This window comes from Anaerofustis stercorihominis DSM 17244 (assembly GCF_000154825.1).
Taxonomy (GTDB): domain Bacteria; phylum Bacillota; class Clostridia; order Eubacteriales; family Anaerofustaceae; genus Anaerofustis; species Anaerofustis stercorihominis.
The window spans coordinates 1-19,540 of record NZ_DS560016.1 but is presented as its reverse complement, the minus strand read 5'-3'; the positions used below and the strand labels follow the sequence as shown (position 1 = coordinate 19,540).

Here is a 19,540-nt window from a genome sequence, read left to right as displayed (position 1 = left end):
ATAAAACATACTAATAAAAAAGAACCTCTCAGGTTCTTTAATTTATTTTCTTGTCCATTTAATCTCAAATCCGATAATATCAGCAATTTCTTTGACTTCTTTATATTTAATTGTACCTCTGGTAAGTTTATTTGAAATATTCTGAGGAGTTACATTAACATCAGGATTTTTCTTGTTCATTTCATCCGCTACATCTGTAAGAGTCCATCCACTTGCTGCAATATAAGATTTAATTTCATTTCTTATATTATTTACTTCTTCATTATTCATCTTAGCACCTCTACCAAACTATAATATATAATTTTAAACTTAAACGTATATTTTTATCTGTTTAAGTATTGACTTTTGTTTCGTTATAGTGTAAGATAAAACTATAAAAAAACAAATATTGCTATACCGTGTATTATAACATTTTTTTGATTAATATTACAAATATTAATTATATTTTATTACTTAATTTTAATATAGAGGTAAAACTATGGACATAAACTTAAAAAATATAGGAAATAGACTAAAAGAAATAAGGAAAAGAGAAAGATACACACAAGAAAATGTTGCAGAGTTTGCAGATATTTCCACAAGTCATTATAGCCATATAGAAAACGGAACAACAAAACCTTCATTAAATACACTTATTAGAATAGTCAATGTACTAAATGTAAGTATGGATGAAGTATTGGATATTGAATTAAATAAAAAGTCCTTATACATAACGCTGGAAGAAATAGATAAAATATTCAGAAACTGCAATATGAAACAAAGAAATCTATTAATAAATAATATGATTTATTTACAAAACAATAAATTTCCCGAATGCATTATAGAAGAAATACAAAATAGCAGAAAGCCTAAATGGCACAATAGGTAAATAAATACAAAAAGCATTATATAACCAGATTACATATTTGATAGATAGTCGCTTAAAAGTAAGTATATATAATAAATACTTAAAATAAAACTAATCAATAAACTTGTGAGACTTTAGTGGATGAAATTTATAGGATTTTTATTTAGTTAAAACTCTAAATATTAAGATAAAAAAGTCGCTTCTTTAAGCGACTTATAATTTTATCCCCAGCGGTTCAACAGCCCTTCCGAGTATCCCATTCAAATATGCAATCAAAATCCCGTAATTAACGATATTCACACCATTATCAACAGCGTATTTTATCCTATGCTTCATTTCCTTTTCATTTAGCATACACCCTCCGCAGTGAACGACGAGAGCATATTTGCTTAAATCTCTCGGGAATTCCGTTCCGCTTGAAAATTCAAACTTAAGGTCTTTACCTGTAAAATCTTTAAGCCATTTAGGTATCTTCTCACTTCCAATATCTCCGCACTGTCTGTGATGAGTACAACCTTCGCTAATCAAAATAGTATCTGAATTATCTAAATCTTTTATCTTTCTTACCCCGTCAATCAAAACATCTATCTCACCCTTAAACCTTGCAAAAAGGATTGAAAATGAAGTAAGAGGAATATCTTTGGGAGTATCTTTATCCACACTTTTAAAAGCCTGAGAGTCGGTTATTACAAGTGAGGGTTTTTCTTTCAGTGAATTTATAGTATTTTTAAGCTCGTCTTCCTTACACATGATAGAAACCGCTCCTTTATCGAGAATATCTCTTATGGTCTGCTGCTGAGGAAGAATAAGCCTTCCTTTCGGAGCTGCTTTATCTATGGGAATGACAAGAATGACCTTATCGCCTTTATTTATCAAATCCGATACGATTACTTTTTCGTTTCCCTTCGGAGCTTTCTTTGCAATCAACTCTTTAAGCTCTTTTATATTTTCCCCTGTCTTTGTACTTACATATATAAACTCATTATTTTTCTTATCATCACTTAAAATATCCGATTTATTCATTAGAATGATATATGGGATATTTTTTTCCTTTATAAGTTTCAAAAGTTCTTTATCTACATCCGTAAGTCCGTACTCAGCGTCCAAAATAAGTAGGGCTATATCCGTTTTATTCAAAACCTGATAAGCTTTTTCTATCCTCTTTTCTCCGAGGCTTCCAACATCATCAAGCCCGGGAGTATCGATTATAACAACAGGTCCCAAAGGAAAAAGCTCCATTGCTTTACTTACCGGATCTGTGGTAGTCCCCTTAACATCTGAAACAATAGCCAAATTTTGATTTGTTATCGCATTTATAATACTGGATTTCCCTGCATTCCTTCTTCCGAATATACCTATATAAATTCTCTCTCCCTTTGGTGTATCATTAAGTCCCATAAAACACTCCTATACCCTAAAGTCTCTTTTTCCTTCTTTTATGTTTTCTAAATTCTTTTTTACGAGCTCTCTCATTTTATCGCTTGGAATTTTTTCTATTTCTTTCGCTATGAGTTCATAACCGTCTTTTCTGGTCTTTTCGCTTGCATAATCTTCAAGATACTCAGCTAAAGTCATGATTGCATTGGGCTGACAGCAGTTTGCTATTTGTTTGCTTTTAACCAGCTGCATAAATCTATCCCCCGTTCTGCCTTCTCTGTAACAAGCGGTACAGAAACTTGGGATATAATCCATACCTATAAGCCAGTCTACAACTTCATCAAGAGGTCTGTTGTCGCTAAGTTCGAATTGAGCCGAGTTTTCTTCTTCCTCTTCGTCGTCCGCATAACCGCCGACACTTGTTTTGCTTCCTCCGCTTATTTGAGATATACCGAGGTTTAAAACTTTTTCCCTGCACTCTTTACTTTCTCTCGTGGAAATAATCATTCCTGTATAAGGAACGGCTATCCTAAGACAAGCCACGATTTTTGCGAAAGTATCGTCATCAATTCCGTTATCAAAATCATCAGGGTCTATATCATCAGCACTTCTAAGTCTAGGAACGGATATAGTATGAGGACCTACCCCTTTATAGGCTTCCAAATGCTCTGCATGCATAAGAATCCCCGTAAAGTCATATCTATATAGATTAAGTCCGAAAAGTACCCCTACGCCTACATCATCTATACCGCCGTCCATTGCTCTGTCCATTGCTTCGGTATGATATGCATAGTTATGTTTCGGACCTGTAGGATGAAGTTCTTCATAGGCTTCTTTATTGTAAGTTTCCTGAAAAAGAATATATGTTCCTATTCCCGCGTCTTTGAGCTTTCTGTAATTTTCCACAGTAGTAGCGGCAATATTTACATTTACTCTTCTGATAGAACCATTCTTATGCTTAATTGAATAAATAGTCTTTATACTTTCCAAAATATATTCAATAGGATTGTTCACAGGGTCTTCCCCCGCTTCAAGAGCGAGCCTTTTATGACCTAAATCCTGAAGTGCTACCACTTCTCTTTTTATCTCTTCCTGAGTAAGCTTCTTCCTACAGATATGTTTATTTTTATAATGATATGGACAATATGTACATCCGTTCACACAGTAATTAGACAGATATAAAGGTGCAAAGGTAACTATCCTGTTTCCGTAAAATTCTTCTTTTATTTCCTTTGCAAGCTTGAATATCTCTTCATTCTTTTCTTTGATATCACAGTCTAGCAATATCGTAGCCTCTCTGTGAGTAAGACCTTTTTTCTTCCTTGCTTTTTCAAGGATTTCATCTATCAATTTTTCATTATGTTTATTATCCTCAGCGTATTTAAGAGTTTCCATAATCTCTTCGTCATTTATAAACTCTTCCGCTTTTGATGACATAACATCATATTTTATACTCATAATTTTTCTCCTTTTATATGCAATTTACGCATTATTCTTTAAATTTTTTTATTTTAATCCTGTACATATATACTATTAAAACAAAATATCTATAAATATCTAATTAAATACTCTCTACAATTCATGCAAATGAAACATTAAAGTAAATGAAGATCTGTTTTTTAAGCCGCTTAGCCTCCGCGGCTTGAGCGGAGATTTTTGGTACTTTTAATCTTTTAAAAGTACACAAGACTTTAGATCGAAACCCTAACATTATCTCCCCTGTCAACAACGACTTCATACCCAATCTTTCTCATACTTTCCTTAAGATGATTTAAACTCTCCGCAGCTTCATCTCCTGTACTTACCTTACCGTCATATAGCATATATTTTTTTCTTACATTCATGGGAGATAAGTTCGGCATTACAACATTTGCTCCCGCTAAAATCCCCTTTTCTCTGCCCATTTTATCAATGGTCGCAAGAGAAGTCGTTGAGGGAAGAAGAACCGTAGGTACCATAAGTCTTATTATTCCGAGAAGAAACAAAGTAAGCTCAAAACTTCCGTTTTTCTTATCTTTGAATGGTGTATCCTTATGTGCAATAAAGGGACCTATACCTACCATTTCGGGATTTAACTCTTTTATAAACAACAAGTCATCTGCTAAATTCTCTGCACTTTGATAAGGCGAACCTACCATAAACCCGGTACCGACCTGATAACCTATATCCTTTAAGTCATAAAGACATTTTTTTCTGTTTTCCAAAGATAAGTTTTTTGGGTGTAATTTTCCGTAGTGTACCTCATCAGCCGTTTCATGGCGAAGAAGAAATCTGTTTGCTCCCGCATCATAATATTTTTTATAACTATCATAGCTCTTTTCTCCGATAGATAATGTTATTGCACAGTCGGGATATAAATTTCTTAGTGCAGATATTATATCTACCATTTTCTCATCTGTAAAACAAGGATCTTCCCCGCCTTGAAGTACGATAGTCCTAAAACCTAATTTATAACCTTCCTCAGCACAAAGAAGGATATCCTCCTTTGATAGCCTGTATCTATCCGCATTTTTATTTGAACACCTTATACCGCAGTAATAACAGTCATTTTTACAATAATTGGTGTATTCTATCAGTCCCCTTATGTAGACGTCTTTTTTATAGTATTCTTCCCGCCTTTTCCTTGCAAGCTTAAATAAATATTCATCTGCCTCTTCATTTCTGTTATTTATTAGATATATGAATTCATCTCTGCTTAAAGTTTGTTTATTATATAATTTGTCGATTATTTTTTTCAAAGATACCTCCGAATAAAAAATCTCATACCTAAAGCATGAGATAAATATACATAAATTATTTTATATAAATCTTATCTTTACCCTTAGAATTATGCTTTAGGTTTAGAACTTTATTTAAATGCTCATTATCAGAACACATCTTCTAACTCGCAAAAAGATTATACCATATCAAAATCCCATTTACAATGGATATAATTTGCCATAAAAAGAAGAAGCCTTTTATATAAGACTTCTTTAAACAATTTTAATTAAAGGATTTTACTATAAAACATATCAAATATGTTTTATTACACTTATTATTTTTTGAGTGTCCTCTTTTTCAAGACACTTTCCGAAACGTATCTTTCTAAGTTTATCTTTTCTGTTTAGTATATTTAAACTTATCCTACCTCTGTCATAATAAAAAATATATTTGTTATGTTCCAAAGCATTAAAAAGTATTAAGTCTTCAAAACTAGAAAACACCTTTTTTACTTTTTTCTTATCCACTTTGTAAGATGTAAAATTAGATTTGATAATTATTTCATCGTTAGATATCTTTATACATTCATTCTCGCATATCTGACTTATAAATCCTTTAAATAAAGGATAAAAAATCACCATAAGCCAGATAAAAGCAATAAATGTTCCGGGTGACACAGTCTTTTGATAATTAAAAGACCAGTAAAACAATATATAAATGAGTGAGATTATCAGTGACATACCGATAACAAATATAAATATCTTCTTTTTATTCCGTTCACTCGCTATATTTATATCCACTTCATTCCCTTTGGAAATGATATTTACTCTGCTTTCCATATTTATCCTCCAACCTGACACTCTATATCATTTTCTTTGAACATTTTTAAAATACTATTCATATAATCATCTTTAGGAGGAGTTATATCTTTTAATTCATAATCCCTTTTTAAAACTTCATATTTATACAAACCAAGTCTATGATATGGAAGTAAGTTAACTTGATGTTTATTTTTTAAGTTTTTAACAAAATTTATGATATTTAGCATATCATCTTTGCTGTCGTTTAAAGAAGGGATAACAGGAACCCTTATAATGATATTTTTATTATGTTCATCAAGATATCTTAGATTATCATGAATTATATGATTATCTACTCCGGTCAGCCTTTTATGTTTATCAATATTTACTGCTTTTATATCAAACAAAAACAAATCCACATAATCCATTATTTTTTTTATATTTTCATTACTGACATATCCCGTCGTTTCGATTGCTGTATGTATACCCTTGGATTTTAATCTACTTAAAATTTCATGAGCCGCTTCAAACTGAAATAAAGGTTCTCCTCCCGAAAGAGTTACGCCGCCGTTTGAGGTTTCATAGAAAAGTTTATCTTCCATACATTTAGATACGATTTCATCTATAGTTAAATTTTTACCATATACTTTCAGAGCAGTAGCATAGCAGTTATCCACACATAACATACACTTACTGCATTTATTCTCATTTATCTTTATCCCTTCTTTATCGAAGGTTATTGCATTATTAGGACAGACCTTTTTACAGTTTAAATCTGAGATACATTTATCTTTGAAATAAACAATATGAGGTTCTGATAATTGTGATTCCGGATTTGCACACCATAGACACTTCAATGGACATCCTTTTAAAAACACTACTGTCCTTATCCCCGGACCGTCATGTATACTATATTTTTGTATGTCAAATACAACAGCAGATTTATTACTCATAATATCTACCTGTCCGTATCCAGACCTTCGTCCTGTTTATATATATCCAAAGCCCCTATAGATTGAATAAACTGTCTTCTGGACCTTGGAGGACATCCGGGAACAAAACCTCCTCCGTAAATATGACTTCCCGCACAATTACCGTAATAAATATGCATCCTTCTGTCAGACGGAAGTTTTTTATCTTCAAAATATTTACCTACATATACATTTATATGAATATTCATTTTTTCTATTTCATCTTTATGTCTGCTTAAAACATAAGTCATGGTCGATAAACAGGCTTTGCAGTTTTTACATCCGTTTATAACAGTAACATTACTTGGAATGCCATTAAGCGAAGTATTATAAGACTGATTTATATCAAATTTAAAATCCGATATTTTATCTCCGACTACCTCGATTTTATCTAAGTCAATTTCTCCCATACCTCTATTATAAGAATTTCTTATATGATGAACTTCCATAGCGTCATGACCTAAAATTTTACTGCCGACACTGTCAATACTTACTCTGTCATCAGAAGCCATGATTAGATTAGTATTGATTTTATCCCCAAAAAGAGGGGCTCCTTTTCCATGAAGACCATATATACCGTCAACCACGGTTAGTGTCGTATTTGTATTCGAATTTATATCACATATGGCTTGATCGAGCCAAGAACCGTTTTTCTCCATTTCATCGCTTAATGGTGGATAGAGCCCTATTCTGTGAAGTGAATGCTGCTTATCTTCGTCGGAAGAAATCCCCACAGATAGATTTTTTATACCTATAGTTACTTTAGTCATGGTGTGTGCTTTAAGTACAGGACAGTTTATAACGACATCCGCATCACATAATACCTTTGGTATATTGATACTTTTAAGGACCAAACCATCAATATCCTTTTTAACGAATTCACCTTTTTTTAAATCCATTAAGACTATTTTTTCTCCGTCGGCAATTTTATCATATCCGCATTCTTTCATTGCCTCCATCGAGTCTATTCCCCAGTTGGAACTCTCCGCAACTATTACCTTTTCAGCTCCGGCGTTAAGACACATATCCGCAACTGCTTTTACCAAAACGGGAGATGTCGTCGCTCCCGTTTCGTGATCCTGAGCACAAAGAACATTAGGTTTTATAACTACCATATCATCTTTTTTTACATATTCAGAAATACCCCCGAGTAAATCTAATGCTTTATGTACTTTTTCTTTGATTTGATTCGGTTTACACTTTAATAATGCTACTTTTCCCATAATTTACCTCTTAATGATTGTTTTTTAGATAGAAAATTAGTATAATTTATTATATTTCTTTCAATATTCTTATATTGATTGACCTAAAGGAAATGTTACGCATTTTAACATTTCCTTTTTTATTTAAAAGATACTTGATATACCTTTGAATATGTATCCAAGCAATGTACCCCATACACCAAAGTCACTTTCACCCCATGTAAGTCCGGTACCGATACATACGCTTCCCGTTAGCGGAATAAGCAACTGTATACCAAAGCTTAAGATAAGAGAAGAAACTATTGATGCAATGACTGCGCCTTTTACACCGCCTGTTGCATTACCGTAAACAGCAGCAGGACCTGAACCGAAGAAGTGAGGGATAACCCCCGCAATAAGCACATACTGAACGCTTAGAGGTCCCGCAGAAATCAATGTACATATAATACCTATCGGAAAACTTATTAAGAAACCCAAAAGCCAAGCAGTCGGAGCATAAGGCATAACTATCGGACAGTCAAGACCCGGTTTAGCATTAGGTACGATTTTATCTGCAAAACCTTTGAATGCAGGTACGATCTCTGCAATAAGCATTCTAACACCGGATAACAAAATGGTTATTCCGGCACCAAAGTTAAGACCGTTCATTACAGCCCACATAAACCTACCTTGTTCGCCTACCTGCTCTAATATATAATCTTTCGGAGCTATAAAAGCTACGACCAAGAATACTAAAAACATCGTTATCCCGGTAGCAAGCGTCGCATCTCTGAAAATACTCGCCCATTTAGGTAGTTTTAAATCTTCCGTAGATTTACTTGGATCACCAAATCTCTCGCCGATCCAACCACCTATAAATGCTTGCAGACATGATGAATGAGCAAGTCCCACTCCTGCATTGTTTGTAACTTTATCGGTATACTTTTGACATAGCGCAATGGCTAACGGACAATATATACCGCTTATCAAACCGCTTAAGAGAACAATCTGCCATGTGCTGGTAATACCTAACTGTACTTCTATAAGTACACAGACCAACATATTGATGAATAGTAACATATGTCCCGTTAAATATACATATTTAAACTTTGTAAACCTTGCTACTATTAAATTTACTATAAAACATACAACCATTGACAAAACTGCCACTTTTCCGTAAGTCCCCATTACCGCAGCTATTATTGATTCATCATTAGGGAAAAATCCTTGAAAACCAAAAACTTCATTCATTATTCCCCCAAGGGGTACCATACAGCTTACAAGTATGCCTGCTCCCGTACTTAATATCAAATAACCCATAGCCGATTTCATTGTTCCCGACAATATATCAGGCAAAGATTTTTTTTGAGCAATAAGTCCTATCATAGAAACAAGAGCAATCATAATAGCCGGAACGCCTAGGACATAGTTTGCCATATAATCTACAAAATTGATTAAATAATTCATTTTAACCTCCTATTTAAATTTTATTTTTCATTTTCTTCTAAAAATTTTTTCACAACAGGTAAAACTGTCTCTCTTACGCCGTTTTCGTCAAATACACTTTGTACAGCAACATAATTTTTGCCGGACTCTCCAAATGCATTTACCATATCTACCGAAATCGCAAATAAATCAGCATTTTGAGCTTTAGCCGAACCTAAATCCGAATGAACTACTTCTGCACTTAAACCTTCTTTTTTAAGTACAGATTCGATAGTCATCTTTAAAATTAAAGACGTACCCATCCCCATTCCGCAAACTGTAATAATTTTCATCTTTCCATCCTCCTATAATTCATATTCCATCCTGCTTATTATGTCGTCCTGAGTAATTTTGTCCAAAGAAGTAAATAAAGCACTATATCCTGCAACCCTTACAACTAAATCTTGATATTTCTCGGGTTCTTTCTGGGCTTTGATTAAAGTATCCGTAGATATCATGTTAAACTGAACATGCCATCCGTTCTTCTTGAAAAATGCTTCTATCAATGCATAAAATTTTTCTTCATCTTTTTTGGTCTTTACCGTAGTCGGATTAAATCTCATATTAAGCAATTGTCCGCCTGTCATCTTTCTCGTCTCCAATTTTGAAACAGAATTTATAACACTTGTCGGACCGTTCTTCTCTGTTCCGTGCATAGGAGATACCCCTTCCGCAGTCGGTTCCTCATCTTTTCTACCGTCTGGTGTTGCTCCTACTTTTGCTCCGTCGGGAACATTTGAAGAAATCGTAACGGTGGAAGGAATGAACATACCGCCGATCGGACCTCTGCCAAATCTTGTATTTTTATAAGAAGCTATATTATCAATGTATGGTTTATAAATCTTCACAACCATATCATCCGCTTCATCATTATCGTTTCCGTATTTGTCTATTTTGTTTTGAAGAAGCAGTCTTATTTTTTCTCCTTCAATACCTTCATAATTGCTTCTTACAGCATTTTGAACATCTTCCAAGGTCAGTAACTTATCTTCAAACACAGCCTTCTTTAAGGCATACAGTGAATTACCGACATTAGGACCGCCTACCAATGCTCCGCTTATCATATCGTAAACGGCTCCGCCTTCTTTTATAGTCTTACCTCTTCCTATACAGTCCTCTACAAGCCCTGAACAAAATGCATCGGGAACAAGTTCTTCCATGGCAATATCATTGATATTATCCGCAGTGACTTGAAGACGCATATAATATATCATTGCTTTACAGTAAGCTTTATACACTTCATCAAAATCAGTAAACTTTGTAAATTCGGGAATCCCTTCTATAGTTTTAATACCGCTTTTGGGATCTACTCCTCCGTTTAAAGCAATTTCCATTATTTTTAATACATTTACTTTTGTCTTTCCGTTTGCCCTATATCCCCATTTACCGGGAACCTGAACTTCAAGACACCCCATTGTGGAATAGTCATAAGCGTCTTCTTTGCTCACACCTCTGTCGATCAAAGAATTTATGATAACATCATCATTTACAAGAGCAGGCATACCGAAACCCATCTTTATGACTTTTATCATTAAATCCACGAAATCCTTAGGCATATCTTCATGACACCTTATATAAAAATTAGGTTCTGACAATTTGATATCGCCCAGAGCTTCAAGAAGTATATACGACATTTCATTCAAATCACTTTTCCCGTCTATATTCTTCCCGCCTATAATAATATTTTGATATGTAGGGTATCCGGCAACAAATCTTGTATGAGACCAAGGTCTAATCTTTATTACCGTGAATAGTTTTAAATAAAAACACTCTATGTATTCTTTTGCTTCATCTCTATTTAAAATTCCTTTATCGATATCTCTCTTGTAAAACGGATAAATATATTTATCCACCCTGCCCATAGACATTGAATGTCCGTTGGCTTCTATCTGAGAAATCAGCTGAACAAACCAAAGGAGCTGAACCGCACTTTTGAAAGTTGTAGGAGGATTATATTCAATATTCTCACAGTTCTTCTTAATTTGTTTTAACTCCTTCTTTCTTTGTTCATCCTTTTCTATAATAATTTTTCCCTCAAGCAAATCTATATATCTTTCAACAAATTCACTTGAAGCGGAATATACAATTTTTACAGCCTTATAAAAAGAAACTTTTCTCAAATCATCAGGGTCGGTATAGTCGAGTTTTGAAAGTTTATCCTCTGCTTCATTTACAATACCTCTGAATCCAACTTTTAACACCTTTTCAAAGTTCATGATTATATGTCCTTCTCCGGCTGTTACATTTCCTTCCCATCCGAGAACACCGACTTTTTTATCTTCCAAAACTTCTTTTGTCTGCGTCTTAAGTACTCTGTCTTTTAATGTCTTTCCTTTCCATAAAGGTAATATTTCTCTCATTATCTTTTTATTTTCTTCATTTACATAAAAGACATCGCTGGGTCTTTTTTCAAATTCATCTATTTCTTTAAAAATCCAGTCCCATGAATATTCGGGAAACAACGGAGCTCTTCTTATTCCCGAAGCCTGATTGCCGATAACAAGCTGCTCATCTTCCAAATAAATACTCATATTTAAAAGAATATCTCTTAGTGACAATGCCCTTTTTACTATAATAGGTTCATCTTTGTACCTTTCATAAGACTCTGTTATTATCCTCAGCCTTTCGGTACATACTTCGGGTTTTACGCTGACCACACTTTTTTTAATTCTTTTGATTCTGTCATTCATTCTTATCACTCTCCTCACATATTTGTTTAATATATTTTGATATTTCTTTTTTAGACTTAAGTGAAACCAAGGTCGAAAAATTATCCTCATTAACGGCAAATTTACCAAGATCCGAAAGTGCCCTTAAATGAGTGTGATTATCAACCGCACAAAGTCCGAAAACCGCCTTTACCGGGTCATTATTCTTATTACCGAAATTTATGGGATTATTCAGTATTACAAGACTCATTGCAACTTTTAAAGCTCCGTCTTCCGGTCTTGCATGGGGTAAGGCGATACCCTTTGTTATTACTATATAAGAGCCAAGTTCCTTAACGGTATCCACCATTTTATCCACATATCCGTTTTTAGCACATTTGGTATTCACCAATAGTCTCCCGGCCTCCCTTACTGCGTCCTCCCAATTTTTTGCGTCATAAAATGAAATTCTCTTTTCGTCAATTAACTCCGAAAGCATAGGTAAAATCTCCTCTCCTGTATTGTTGTTATTAATCAATATTTTGTATAAATCATCTTTAAATTTAATTTCATCCAAATCAGTACTGTTATCTTTTGCTGCCTTTACGATTATGTCTATTTTATTATCTAAGTCACCAAGTATTTCATAGTTTGGAACTACCCTTTTTATATCAAGGAAATCTTCTATTTTTTTTATATCTTTATTATCAAGTAAAGGCGTTACCCTTATGATTGGGATCTCGGTTTTTATATAAGTATCTATGGTTGAAATTATCACATCTGCTTTTCTATATCTGGAAGCATCGAATATTGATATTTCTCCTATGATTTCTATCATTGGAAATTCCCTTTGTATCCTGCTGGAAAGCATTTTGGAAGTCCCGAGACCGCTTGCACACATTGTTATAGCTTTTATTTTTTTACTTTTGATAACTCTTGATTTTTCTAAACTTGCCCCGATATGCATCGTTATATAAGCTATCTCGTCATCAGGGATATTTTCTATATAATATTTTTCTTTAATGATAAAACAAGATTTTTCTACCGCAGAAAATATATCCATATATTTCCCTTTTATGGTACCCAGTATAGGATTTTCGATCATTAAAGAATTCTTAAGCCTTGATATTGCCGGTTTTAAATGAACAGTCAAATCTTTAATCAAATCATCGATATATTTATTATCAATACTTTTATTTAAAATCTTTTGAACATTATCAATGATTTTTATTACGACTTCTCTTAATTCTTTATCATCATTTGCAAGAATAAAAAATCTTCTTGCTCCCATCAAATGGATGGTTATATAACCTATTTCTTCATCAGGAATATCAATATCGAAAATGGTATTTAAATATTTAGCAAAACTTTTGGAAACAGAGTATTCATCTTCATTTTTAAGCTGTTCAAGCTGTTCATCCGACATTAAAATCTTGTTTCCCTTCTTGAGTCTCTTCATTGCTATTGCCAGATGTATCAATAAAGATACATAACTTGAATCATCAAATTTTGTTTCCAGTAAATCTTCCAAATATGAAATCGAATCTATAATTTTATATAAATCTTCTTCATCGAATAAAGCTTCTTTATATAGAGGAAGAATATAATTGGTAGGGTTTAAATAATTATCGTCACTGTCATTGGAGGCTTTGTGAAGAAGACTGTAAAAGTAACCGCGGTGTTCTTTGTTATTGCTTAATTTTATTACTGCTTTTCTCCACTTATTTTCCGAACAATTTAAAAGTATCCCGTAATTGGTCTTACTTATAACATCGATACCTTGTTCATCAAACCATTCATAGACCTTTTTCATCGTTTTATTTAACGAACTTCTGCTTACGTAAAGTTCCTCAGCTATAGATGAAATAGTTATTGGATTGTTTGCGGTTAAAAGTTTTATGATTATATAATTAAACCTATCTTCTTCCGTAAGATAAACATCAGTAACGGCAAAGTTATTTATCTCCTCTTTTAACTTTGCTATATCTTCCTCTTTTATATTTAAAATAAAATTTCCATTTCTATCTTTGTCTATAAAAGCATTGATACTTTTAAGAAAATAATTTATATTATCGATGTCATACCTTATCATTCTTTCCGATACCTTAAATTTATTTGTCAGATACGATATCCTGATACCTTTATCGGCTAACATTAAACTTTTGAGTATCAATAGTTCTCTTCTTTTTAGAAACATTTAAATCACCTTATTCATTGATTCTTCCTTAAATATATCTTAGCATATATTTCATGAAACGATTTCAACAATTTCTTTCAATTTTTTCCTGAAATAATTGTCTAATTAATTTATTATTTCCTTCCCTTTTATGATTTCCAAAATCAAAATACAAATCATAAAATAAATAAAAGGAACTTAAACGTATTAACATATAGTAAATATAAACATTTTGTGATAAAATGTGAGAAAAATATTTTATATAGACTTATTAAACTTTTAATAAGGATTAAATCTTTAATAAGCTTATATAAGTAAGGAGAATTAATAAATGAGTTATAAATTAAGATATGACAAAATAGAATTTGATGTAAAGTTAAAGGATGAAAATATTAAAGAGGTTCTTGAATCCAACGATTTGGGACTTACTAAAAAGACACCCAAAGAACATATAAAAGACGCCTTAGATAACCCTATCGGAAGCGATAAATTAAATAAAAAGATAGATAAAGACGATAAGGTCTGCATTATAATATCCGATATAACAAGAAAGTGGCAGTCATCGAAAATGTATCTTCCAATTTTAGTGGACGAATTAAACAAAGCGGGAGTAAAAGATGATGATATAACTATTTTAAGTGCAACGGGAACGCACAGAAAACAGACAGAAGAAGAACATAAAGAACTAATAGGAGAACTCTACGGAAGGATAGAAATAATAGACCACGTTTGTACTGACGATGAAAATATGGTTTACATGGGAACAACTTCCCACGGTACGCCTATTAAATTAAATAAAGTCGCCGTAAATGCAGATAAAGTGATTATAACCGGCGGAGTAGTATATCATTTCCTTGCAGGTTTCGGAGGAGGCAGAAAAAGTATAGTTCCCGGGATTGCAGCAAGAGAAACTATAATGAAACACCACTCACTATCTTTAAATGAAGGACTCGGAAGCGGTTCAAATCCGTTTGTCAGAAGTGCAAATATGAGCGAAACAAATCCTTTCCATACGGACTTAATGGAAGCTGCAGAAATGCTTAAGCCTGCGTTTTTATTAAATGTAGTAGTAGACGGAGATTTTAATATAATAAAAGCATTTGCCGGAGATTATGTTGAAGCTCATAAAGAAGCCTGTAAAATGGTCGATGAAATGGAAGGAGTATATATAGATAAAAAATATCCTTTCGTCATTGCAACCGCAGGAGGCTTCCCAAAAGATATAAATCTCTATCAAGGTTCAAAGACTCTTTGCAATGTTATGGAGATAATAGAGGACAATGGAACTGCTATAATATTATTTAAATGCGGAGAAAAATTCGGAGACGAAGACTGCGAAAAACAAATCAAAGGATATGATAACATGTATGACAGAGAAGTCGCACTCAGAAATGATTTCTCCATAGGCGCATATGTAGGATATTTATTTGCTGATTTTGCAGATAAATATAATTTGATACTCGTAACAAGCATACCAAAGGAAGAATTTAAAAACACAAAAGCATATGTAGCAACAACACTGGATGAAGCACTTGAAATAGCAAAAGACTTAAACGGAGGCAGTCTTGATATGGAAACTGCATTACTTCCTCACGGAGCAAATACACTTCCCAAAATAAGAAAATAATTTTATCCCTGATTGCTATCAGGGATTTTTTATACTAATATAAATTTGTTAATTGTCTTTTAGGATATTAAATACTATAATTAATATAATTTTATTGATTAAGTTAGGAGCATAATATTGATAATAAAAAAAGCAGATAAAAGCGATATAAAAGAACTTAAAGATATAAGAATTAAATTCCTTAAATATGAATTTAAAGAAACTATTAAAAATAATGAAAGCAATATAAAAAGAGAATTATTATCATATTTTAAAGAACACTTAAACAAAGACTTTTATGCTTATATAGCACTAGAAGGAAATAAAATAATTTCATCTGCATTTATTTCCATTTCAAATATGCCATCAGGAGTAAATTTTATAAACGGTAAAATAGGAACGGTACTCAATGTATTTACAGTAGAAGATTTTAGAAGACAGGGAATCGCAAAGAAACTTACGGAAAAATTAATAGAGGATGCAAGTTATATAAACCTTGATTATATCGAACTGAACTCAACAAAAGAAGGTTATGAATTATATAACAAACTTGGATTTAAAGAAATCAAAACAAACTATGTCCCCATGAAATACGATTTTAACAACAAATAAGAAAGGGAATGATTTAAAGTGAACAAACAGGAAACATATGAATATTTTAAAAATTCAAATATAGATTATGAAGTAGTTGAACATGAAAAAGTATTTACGATCGATGAAGTCGATGAACTTAATATACCGGGAAAAGAAAAAATCGCAAAGAATTTATTTTTAAGAGATGATAAAAAGTTAAATTATTACCTTGTTACACTTCCCGCACATAAAAAAGCCGATTTGAAGAGTTTAAGAAAAGAAATCGGAAGCAGAAGACTTAGTTTTGCCCAAAATAAAGATGTTGAAAATATATTAAATGTAACCGCAGGCAGCGTGACACCTATAGCGGTAATAAACGACGTGGGAAATAAAGTTATTTCCGTATTTGACGAAGAGCTTAAAAATAAAGCAATAGGTATTCATCCGATGGAAAACTCGGCTACCGTATTTATATCATTTGAAGATTTAATAAAGTCAATAAAAGATTATCAAAACAGAATTATAATATGCAAAATAAAATAAAGGAAGCAAAAAGTAATATGTTAGGGATTTATTTCAGCGGTACGGGAAACACAAAATATTGTATTGATAAATTTGTAAAAAATATTGAAAGTGATGCAAAGATATTATCAATAGAAAGCGAAAATATAAAAGAAGAATTATTAAATAATAAAGATATTGTATTTGCGTATCCCATATATTATAGTTCTCTTCCCAAAATAGTGAGAGATTTTATTTTAAATAATAAAGACTTATTTAAAAATAAAAATGTATTTATTATTGCAACTATGGGGTTATTCAGCGGAGACGGTGCGGGGTGTTCAGCCAGAATACTAAAAAAATACGGAGCCAATATCATGGGAGGTCTCCAGGTAAAAATGCCCGACTGCATTGCGGATGTAAAGGCCTTGAAAAGGAGTAAAGAAGAAAATAAACAAATAATATTAAAAGCAGAAAGCAAAATTATAAATGCGGCTCAAAAATATAAAAATAATGCTCCAACAAAAGAAGGACTCAGTATTATTTATCATATAGCCGGATTAGTCGGTCAAAGACTTTGGTTTTATAATAAAACCAAAGAATATTCCTCTAAACTTAAAGTTGATAATAATAAATGTACAAAATGCAATAGATGTATTTCTCTATGTCCTATGAACAATTTAAAAGTTATAGATAATAAAATAAATACAAAAAATAAATGCACCATGTGCTACAGATGTATAACAAATTGTCCGGCAAAAGCTATAACGCTTCTTGGGAAAAACGTTATTGAACAAAATAATATAAATAATTATATAAATTAAAAGGAGGATTTCTCCTTTTTTATGTACAGTTTTATTTGTTTTTTATTTCAATAATGACATAACCTATAATATACCCGATTATTCCAAACCCTATCCCCCATGCTCCCATATTATTTACGCCAAAATCTCGGAATAAAAATCCCAAGACTAACCCTATGCCGACTCCCGCTCCCGCAATCTTAAAACAAAACCCTTCTTCCGTCGTTTCTATTTCCTCTTCATCCCTGATAAGAGAATCGATAGTAACATCAAATATTGGAGCTATCATCTTTATATTCTCTAAATCCGGCATTCCCTTTGAACTTTCCCATTTTGCAATAGCCGAACGTGAAACATTTAAAAGTTCTGCTAAATTCTCCTGTGACATCTCATTATCAATTCTTAATTTTTTTAATTTTTCTGAAAACCCCATATCAAACCTCCTAAAATTATCATATCAAATTATTTCAATTAATGCTGTTACTAATCGTATCTATGTTGTTACTTACTATAAAAAAATATTACTTGATAAAAGTTCAAGTAATATTCTGATTTGTATCTATATCTTTATTTTTATTCTCGTCTTCAATATAGAGAATTTTCCCGTCCTCTATCCCTGCAATGTCTCTTCCTTCTATGATATGCTCAAGTTTTATTTCTTCTTTTATGTTTATATCCAACAACGGCACATTGAATATACTCTCCACCTTATACTTTCTTCTAGCCATATAGAAAAACAATTGCCCTATAAAAAAACAAGCCAAGGCATAAAAAATAATCAAAAATAATAAAAAGGGATGAGTCCCATTAAAAATCACTCTTTTGACCGTAAAAAACAAAGAGATGAATACTAAAACTGATTCAAATGAAAAACATATTCCAAGTACTAAACTTATCATTATATCCTCCTAACTATGTAATTTACATTATATCATATAATACGACAATATCTAAATTTTTTAAAAAAGTTAAACATCACCACCTTAACATATTTTTTATAAATTTTTAAAAAATACTTTACAAAAAGGTAATTACCTGTTATTATAAAACCATAAAAGATAATGATGTTTATTCATCGGAGGTTAAATAATGAAAAAAGAAGTAGATTTAAAGAACATTAGCAGAATGATTGATGTCAGTACGGTAAGAACTGATATCGTAATGGACGAAGTTGAGGAAATGATTGATACAGTTATTAAGTATAATTGTATCTGTGCATCACCAATGCCTTGGGTTACAAAGTATACTATTGACAGATTAAAAGATTATCCTGATATCGTAACAACAGGTGTTGTAAGTTTTCCAAGCGGTGCTGCAACAACAGCAAATAAGATAATCGAAGCTAAAGAAAATATTGCTATGGGATGTGAAGAACTTGATATGGTAAGTAACGTCAGTGCACTTAAATCAGGTAAATACGATTATTTCGTTGATGATATCAAAGCAGTAGTGGAAGCAGCTGACGGCGTTCCTGTAAAATCAATTATTGAAATTTGTTATCTAACAGATGACGAAATCAAAAAAGCAAGTGAACTATGCGTAAAAGCCGGTGTTACATATGTTAAAACAGGTACAGGCTGGGGTCCAAAACCAACTACAGTAGAAACAATCAAACTTATAAAAGAAACTATCGGTGATGATGCTTTAATCAAAGCTGCAGGCGGAGTAAGAGATTTGGATACTCTTATCGCAATGGCAGAAATTGGATGTAACAGATTTGGACTTGGCGTAAGATCAGCAGGTACAATTTTAGAAGAAGCCAAAAAAAGAGTTAATGGTTAATAATTAAATTATAATTCTAAGGAGAATATATTCGCTTTATTATTATAATACCCTTATGTAAAAAGAAGAGTATAATACATCCTTTTTACT

19 protein-coding genes are annotated in these 19,540 nt (G+C 32.3%); 6 read left to right on the top strand and 13 right to left on the bottom strand.

Going from position 1 to position 19,540, the window contains the following annotated elements; all coding sequences use genetic code 11:
* Nucleotides 1-42 precede the first annotated feature (42 nt).
* Nucleotides 43-270 carry an Asp-tRNA(Asn)/Glu-tRNA(Gln) amidotransferase subunit GatB gene (locus ANASTE_RS03235; RefSeq protein WP_007049500.1) on the bottom strand — a complete coding sequence of 76 codons (228 nt, stop codon included), beginning with the start codon at nucleotides 268-270 and terminating at the stop codon, nucleotides 43-45.
* A gap of 208 nt (nucleotides 271-478) precedes the next feature.
* Between ANASTE_RS03235 and ANASTE_RS03230 the strand changes: the two genes are divergently transcribed.
* Entirely contained in the window at nucleotides 479-868 is a 390-nt protein-coding gene (locus tag ANASTE_RS03230; RefSeq protein WP_007049499.1) for a helix-turn-helix domain-containing protein, read from the top strand.
* Between the two features lie 192 nt (nucleotides 869-1,060).
* On the opposite strand, the gene hydF is transcribed toward ANASTE_RS03230, so the two are convergent.
* From hydF to ANASTE_RS03180, 10 genes are all read right to left on the bottom strand, one after another.
* On the bottom strand, nucleotides 1,061-2,245 hold the full coding sequence (gene hydF, locus ANASTE_RS03225; RefSeq protein WP_007049498.1) for a [FeFe] hydrogenase H-cluster maturation GTPase HydF: 1,185 nt from the start codon (nucleotides 2,243-2,245) through the stop codon (nucleotides 1,061-1,063).
* Between the two features lie 9 nt (nucleotides 2,246-2,254).
* The gene (gene hydG, locus ANASTE_RS03220) at nucleotides 2,255-3,682 is read right to left on the bottom strand and encodes a [FeFe] hydrogenase H-cluster radical SAM maturase HydG (protein ID WP_007049497.1); all 1,428 of its coding nucleotides are present in this window, start codon (nucleotides 3,680-3,682) and stop codon (nucleotides 2,255-2,257) included.
* 233 nt (nucleotides 3,683-3,915) lie between these two features.
* A complete protein-coding gene (hydE, locus tag ANASTE_RS03215; protein ID WP_007049496.1) occupies nucleotides 3,916-4,962 on the bottom strand; it encodes a [FeFe] hydrogenase H-cluster radical SAM maturase HydE in 1,047 nt (348 codons plus the stop codon).
* Between the two features lie 273 nt (nucleotides 4,963-5,235).
* Nucleotides 5,236-5,763 carry a hypothetical protein gene (locus ANASTE_RS03210; RefSeq protein WP_007049495.1) on the bottom strand — a complete coding sequence of 176 codons (528 nt, stop codon included), beginning with the start codon at nucleotides 5,761-5,763 and terminating at the stop codon, nucleotides 5,236-5,238.
* A 2-nt stretch (nucleotides 5,764-5,765) separates the two neighbouring features.
* On the bottom strand, nucleotides 5,766-6,677 hold the full coding sequence (locus ANASTE_RS03205) for a glycyl-radical enzyme activating protein (protein WP_007049494.1): 912 nt from the start codon (nucleotides 6,675-6,677) through the stop codon (nucleotides 5,766-5,768).
* Nucleotides 6,678-6,682: 5 nt separating this feature from the next.
* A complete protein-coding gene (locus ANASTE_RS03200) occupies nucleotides 6,683-7,918 on the bottom strand; it encodes a DUF362 domain-containing protein (protein ID WP_007049493.1) in 1,236 nt (411 codons plus the stop codon).
* A 123-nt stretch (nucleotides 7,919-8,041) separates the two neighbouring features.
* On the bottom strand, nucleotides 8,042-9,343 hold the full coding sequence (locus ANASTE_RS03195) for a PTS ascorbate transporter subunit IIC (protein ID WP_007049492.1): 1,302 nt from the start codon (nucleotides 9,341-9,343) through the stop codon (nucleotides 8,042-8,044).
* Between the two features lie 20 nt (nucleotides 9,344-9,363).
* Nucleotides 9,364-9,654: a PTS sugar transporter subunit IIB gene (locus tag ANASTE_RS03190; protein WP_007049491.1), complete on the bottom strand. Its 291-nt coding sequence runs from the start codon at nucleotides 9,652-9,654 to the stop codon at nucleotides 9,364-9,366.
* A gap of 12 nt (nucleotides 9,655-9,666) precedes the next feature.
* The gene (locus ANASTE_RS03185; protein ID WP_039944849.1) at nucleotides 9,667-12,051 is read right to left on the bottom strand and encodes a glycyl radical protein; all 2,385 of its coding nucleotides are present in this window, start codon (nucleotides 12,049-12,051) and stop codon (nucleotides 9,667-9,669) included.
* Nucleotides 12,044-14,206 carry a BglG family transcription antiterminator gene (locus tag ANASTE_RS03180; protein ID WP_007049489.1) on the bottom strand — a complete coding sequence of 721 codons (2,163 nt, stop codon included), beginning with the start codon at nucleotides 14,204-14,206 and terminating at the stop codon, nucleotides 12,044-12,046. The genes ANASTE_RS03185 and ANASTE_RS03180 overlap by 8 nt, the downstream gene beginning before the upstream one ends.
* Before the next feature lie 310 nt (nucleotides 14,207-14,516).
* Between ANASTE_RS03180 and ANASTE_RS03175 the strand changes: the two genes are divergently transcribed.
* The 4 genes from ANASTE_RS03175 (at nucleotide 14,517) to ANASTE_RS03160 (ending at nucleotide 17,689) form a co-directional block, all read left to right on the top strand.
* Nucleotides 14,517-15,812, top strand: a complete 1,296-nt coding sequence (locus tag ANASTE_RS03175) for a lactate racemase domain-containing protein (RefSeq protein WP_007049488.1) — start codon at nucleotides 14,517-14,519, stop codon at nucleotides 15,810-15,812.
* A gap of 117 nt (nucleotides 15,813-15,929) precedes the next feature.
* Nucleotides 15,930-16,403, top strand: a complete 474-nt coding sequence (locus ANASTE_RS03170) for a GNAT family N-acetyltransferase (RefSeq protein WP_007049487.1) — start codon at nucleotides 15,930-15,932, stop codon at nucleotides 16,401-16,403.
* A gap of 18 nt (nucleotides 16,404-16,421) precedes the next feature.
* Nucleotides 16,422-16,907: a prolyl-tRNA synthetase associated domain-containing protein gene (locus ANASTE_RS03165; RefSeq protein ID WP_007049486.1), complete on the top strand. Its 486-nt coding sequence runs from the start codon at nucleotides 16,422-16,424 to the stop codon at nucleotides 16,905-16,907.
* Nucleotides 16,892-17,689 carry an EFR1 family ferrodoxin gene (locus ANASTE_RS03160; protein WP_007049485.1) on the top strand — a complete coding sequence of 266 codons (798 nt, stop codon included), beginning with the start codon at nucleotides 16,892-16,894 and terminating at the stop codon, nucleotides 17,687-17,689. Before ANASTE_RS03165 ends, ANASTE_RS03160 begins: the two co-directional genes overlap by 16 nt.
* Nucleotides 17,690-17,720: 31 nt before the next feature.
* Here ANASTE_RS03160 and ANASTE_RS11255 read toward each other — a convergent pair whose 3' ends face one another.
* Together ANASTE_RS11255 and ANASTE_RS03150 are read right to left on the bottom strand one after the other, a co-directional pair.
* The gene (locus tag ANASTE_RS11255) at nucleotides 17,721-18,101 is read right to left on the bottom strand and encodes a helix-turn-helix domain-containing protein (RefSeq protein ID WP_007049484.1); all 381 of its coding nucleotides are present in this window, start codon (nucleotides 18,099-18,101) and stop codon (nucleotides 17,721-17,723) included.
* Between the two features lie 103 nt (nucleotides 18,102-18,204).
* The gene (locus ANASTE_RS03150) at nucleotides 18,205-18,567 is read right to left on the bottom strand and encodes a hypothetical protein (RefSeq protein ID WP_007049483.1); all 363 of its coding nucleotides are present in this window, start codon (nucleotides 18,565-18,567) and stop codon (nucleotides 18,205-18,207) included.
* Between the two features lie 190 nt (nucleotides 18,568-18,757).
* On the opposite strand from ANASTE_RS03150, the gene deoC reads away from it, so the two are divergent.
* Nucleotides 18,758-19,450, top strand: coding sequence for a deoxyribose-phosphate aldolase (gene deoC, locus ANASTE_RS03145; protein WP_007049482.1), 693 nt, complete (start codon nucleotides 18,758-18,760; stop codon nucleotides 19,448-19,450).
* Nucleotides 19,451-19,540 lie beyond the last annotated feature (90 nt).

What these genes read in the sequence shown, in the direction of transcription:
- ANASTE_RS03195 (WP_007049492.1), bottom strand. Translation starts at nt 9,343, where the DNA reads ATGAATTATTTAATCAATTTTGTAGATTATATGGCAAACTATGTCCTA.
- ANASTE_RS03210 (WP_007049495.1), bottom strand. Translation starts at nt 5,763, where the DNA reads ATGGAAAGCAGAGTAAATATCATTTCCAAAGGGAATGAAGTGGATATA.
- ANASTE_RS03175 (WP_007049488.1), top strand. Translation starts at nt 14,517, where the DNA reads ATGAGTTATAAATTAAGATATGACAAAATAGAATTTGATGTAAAGTTA.
- ANASTE_RS03150 (WP_007049483.1), bottom strand. Translation starts at nt 18,567, where the DNA reads ATGATAAGTTTAGTACTTGGAATATGTTTTTCATTTGAATCAGTTTTA.
- hydF (WP_007049498.1), bottom strand. Translation starts at nt 2,245, where the DNA reads ATGGGACTTAATGATACACCAAAGGGAGAGAGAATTTATATAGGTATA.
- ANASTE_RS11255 (WP_007049484.1), bottom strand. Translation starts at nt 18,101, where the DNA reads ATGGGGTTTTCAGAAAAATTAAAAAAATTAAGAATTGATAATGAGATG.
- ANASTE_RS03230 (WP_007049499.1), top strand. Translation starts at nt 479, where the DNA reads ATGGACATAAACTTAAAAAATATAGGAAATAGACTAAAAGAAATAAGG.
- ANASTE_RS03190 (WP_007049491.1), bottom strand. Translation starts at nt 9,654, where the DNA reads ATGAAAATTATTACAGTTTGCGGAATGGGGATGGGTACGTCTTTAATT.
- ANASTE_RS03235 (WP_007049500.1), bottom strand. Translation starts at nt 270, where the DNA reads ATGAATAATGAAGAAGTAAATAATATAAGAAATGAAATTAAATCTTAT.
- hydG (WP_007049497.1), bottom strand. Translation starts at nt 3,682, where the DNA reads ATGAGTATAAAATATGATGTTATGTCATCAAAAGCGGAAGAGTTTATA.
- ANASTE_RS03205 (WP_007049494.1), bottom strand. Translation starts at nt 6,677, where the DNA reads ATGAGTAATAAATCTGCTGTTGTATTTGACATACAAAAATATAGTATA.
- deoC (WP_007049482.1), top strand. Translation starts at nt 18,758, where the DNA reads ATGAAAAAAGAAGTAGATTTAAAGAACATTAGCAGAATGATTGATGTC.
- ANASTE_RS03180 (WP_007049489.1), bottom strand. Translation starts at nt 14,206, where the DNA reads ATGTTTCTAAAAAGAAGAGAACTATTGATACTCAAAAGTTTAATGTTA.
- ANASTE_RS03185 (WP_039944849.1), bottom strand. Translation starts at nt 12,051, where the DNA reads ATGAATGACAGAATCAAAAGAATTAAAAAAAGTGTGGTCAGCGTAAAA.
- ANASTE_RS03160 (WP_007049485.1), top strand. Translation starts at nt 16,892, where the DNA reads ATGCAAAATAAAATAAAGGAAGCAAAAAGTAATATGTTAGGGATTTAT.
- ANASTE_RS03200 (WP_007049493.1), bottom strand. Translation starts at nt 7,918, where the DNA reads ATGGGAAAAGTAGCATTATTAAAGTGTAAACCGAATCAAATCAAAGAA.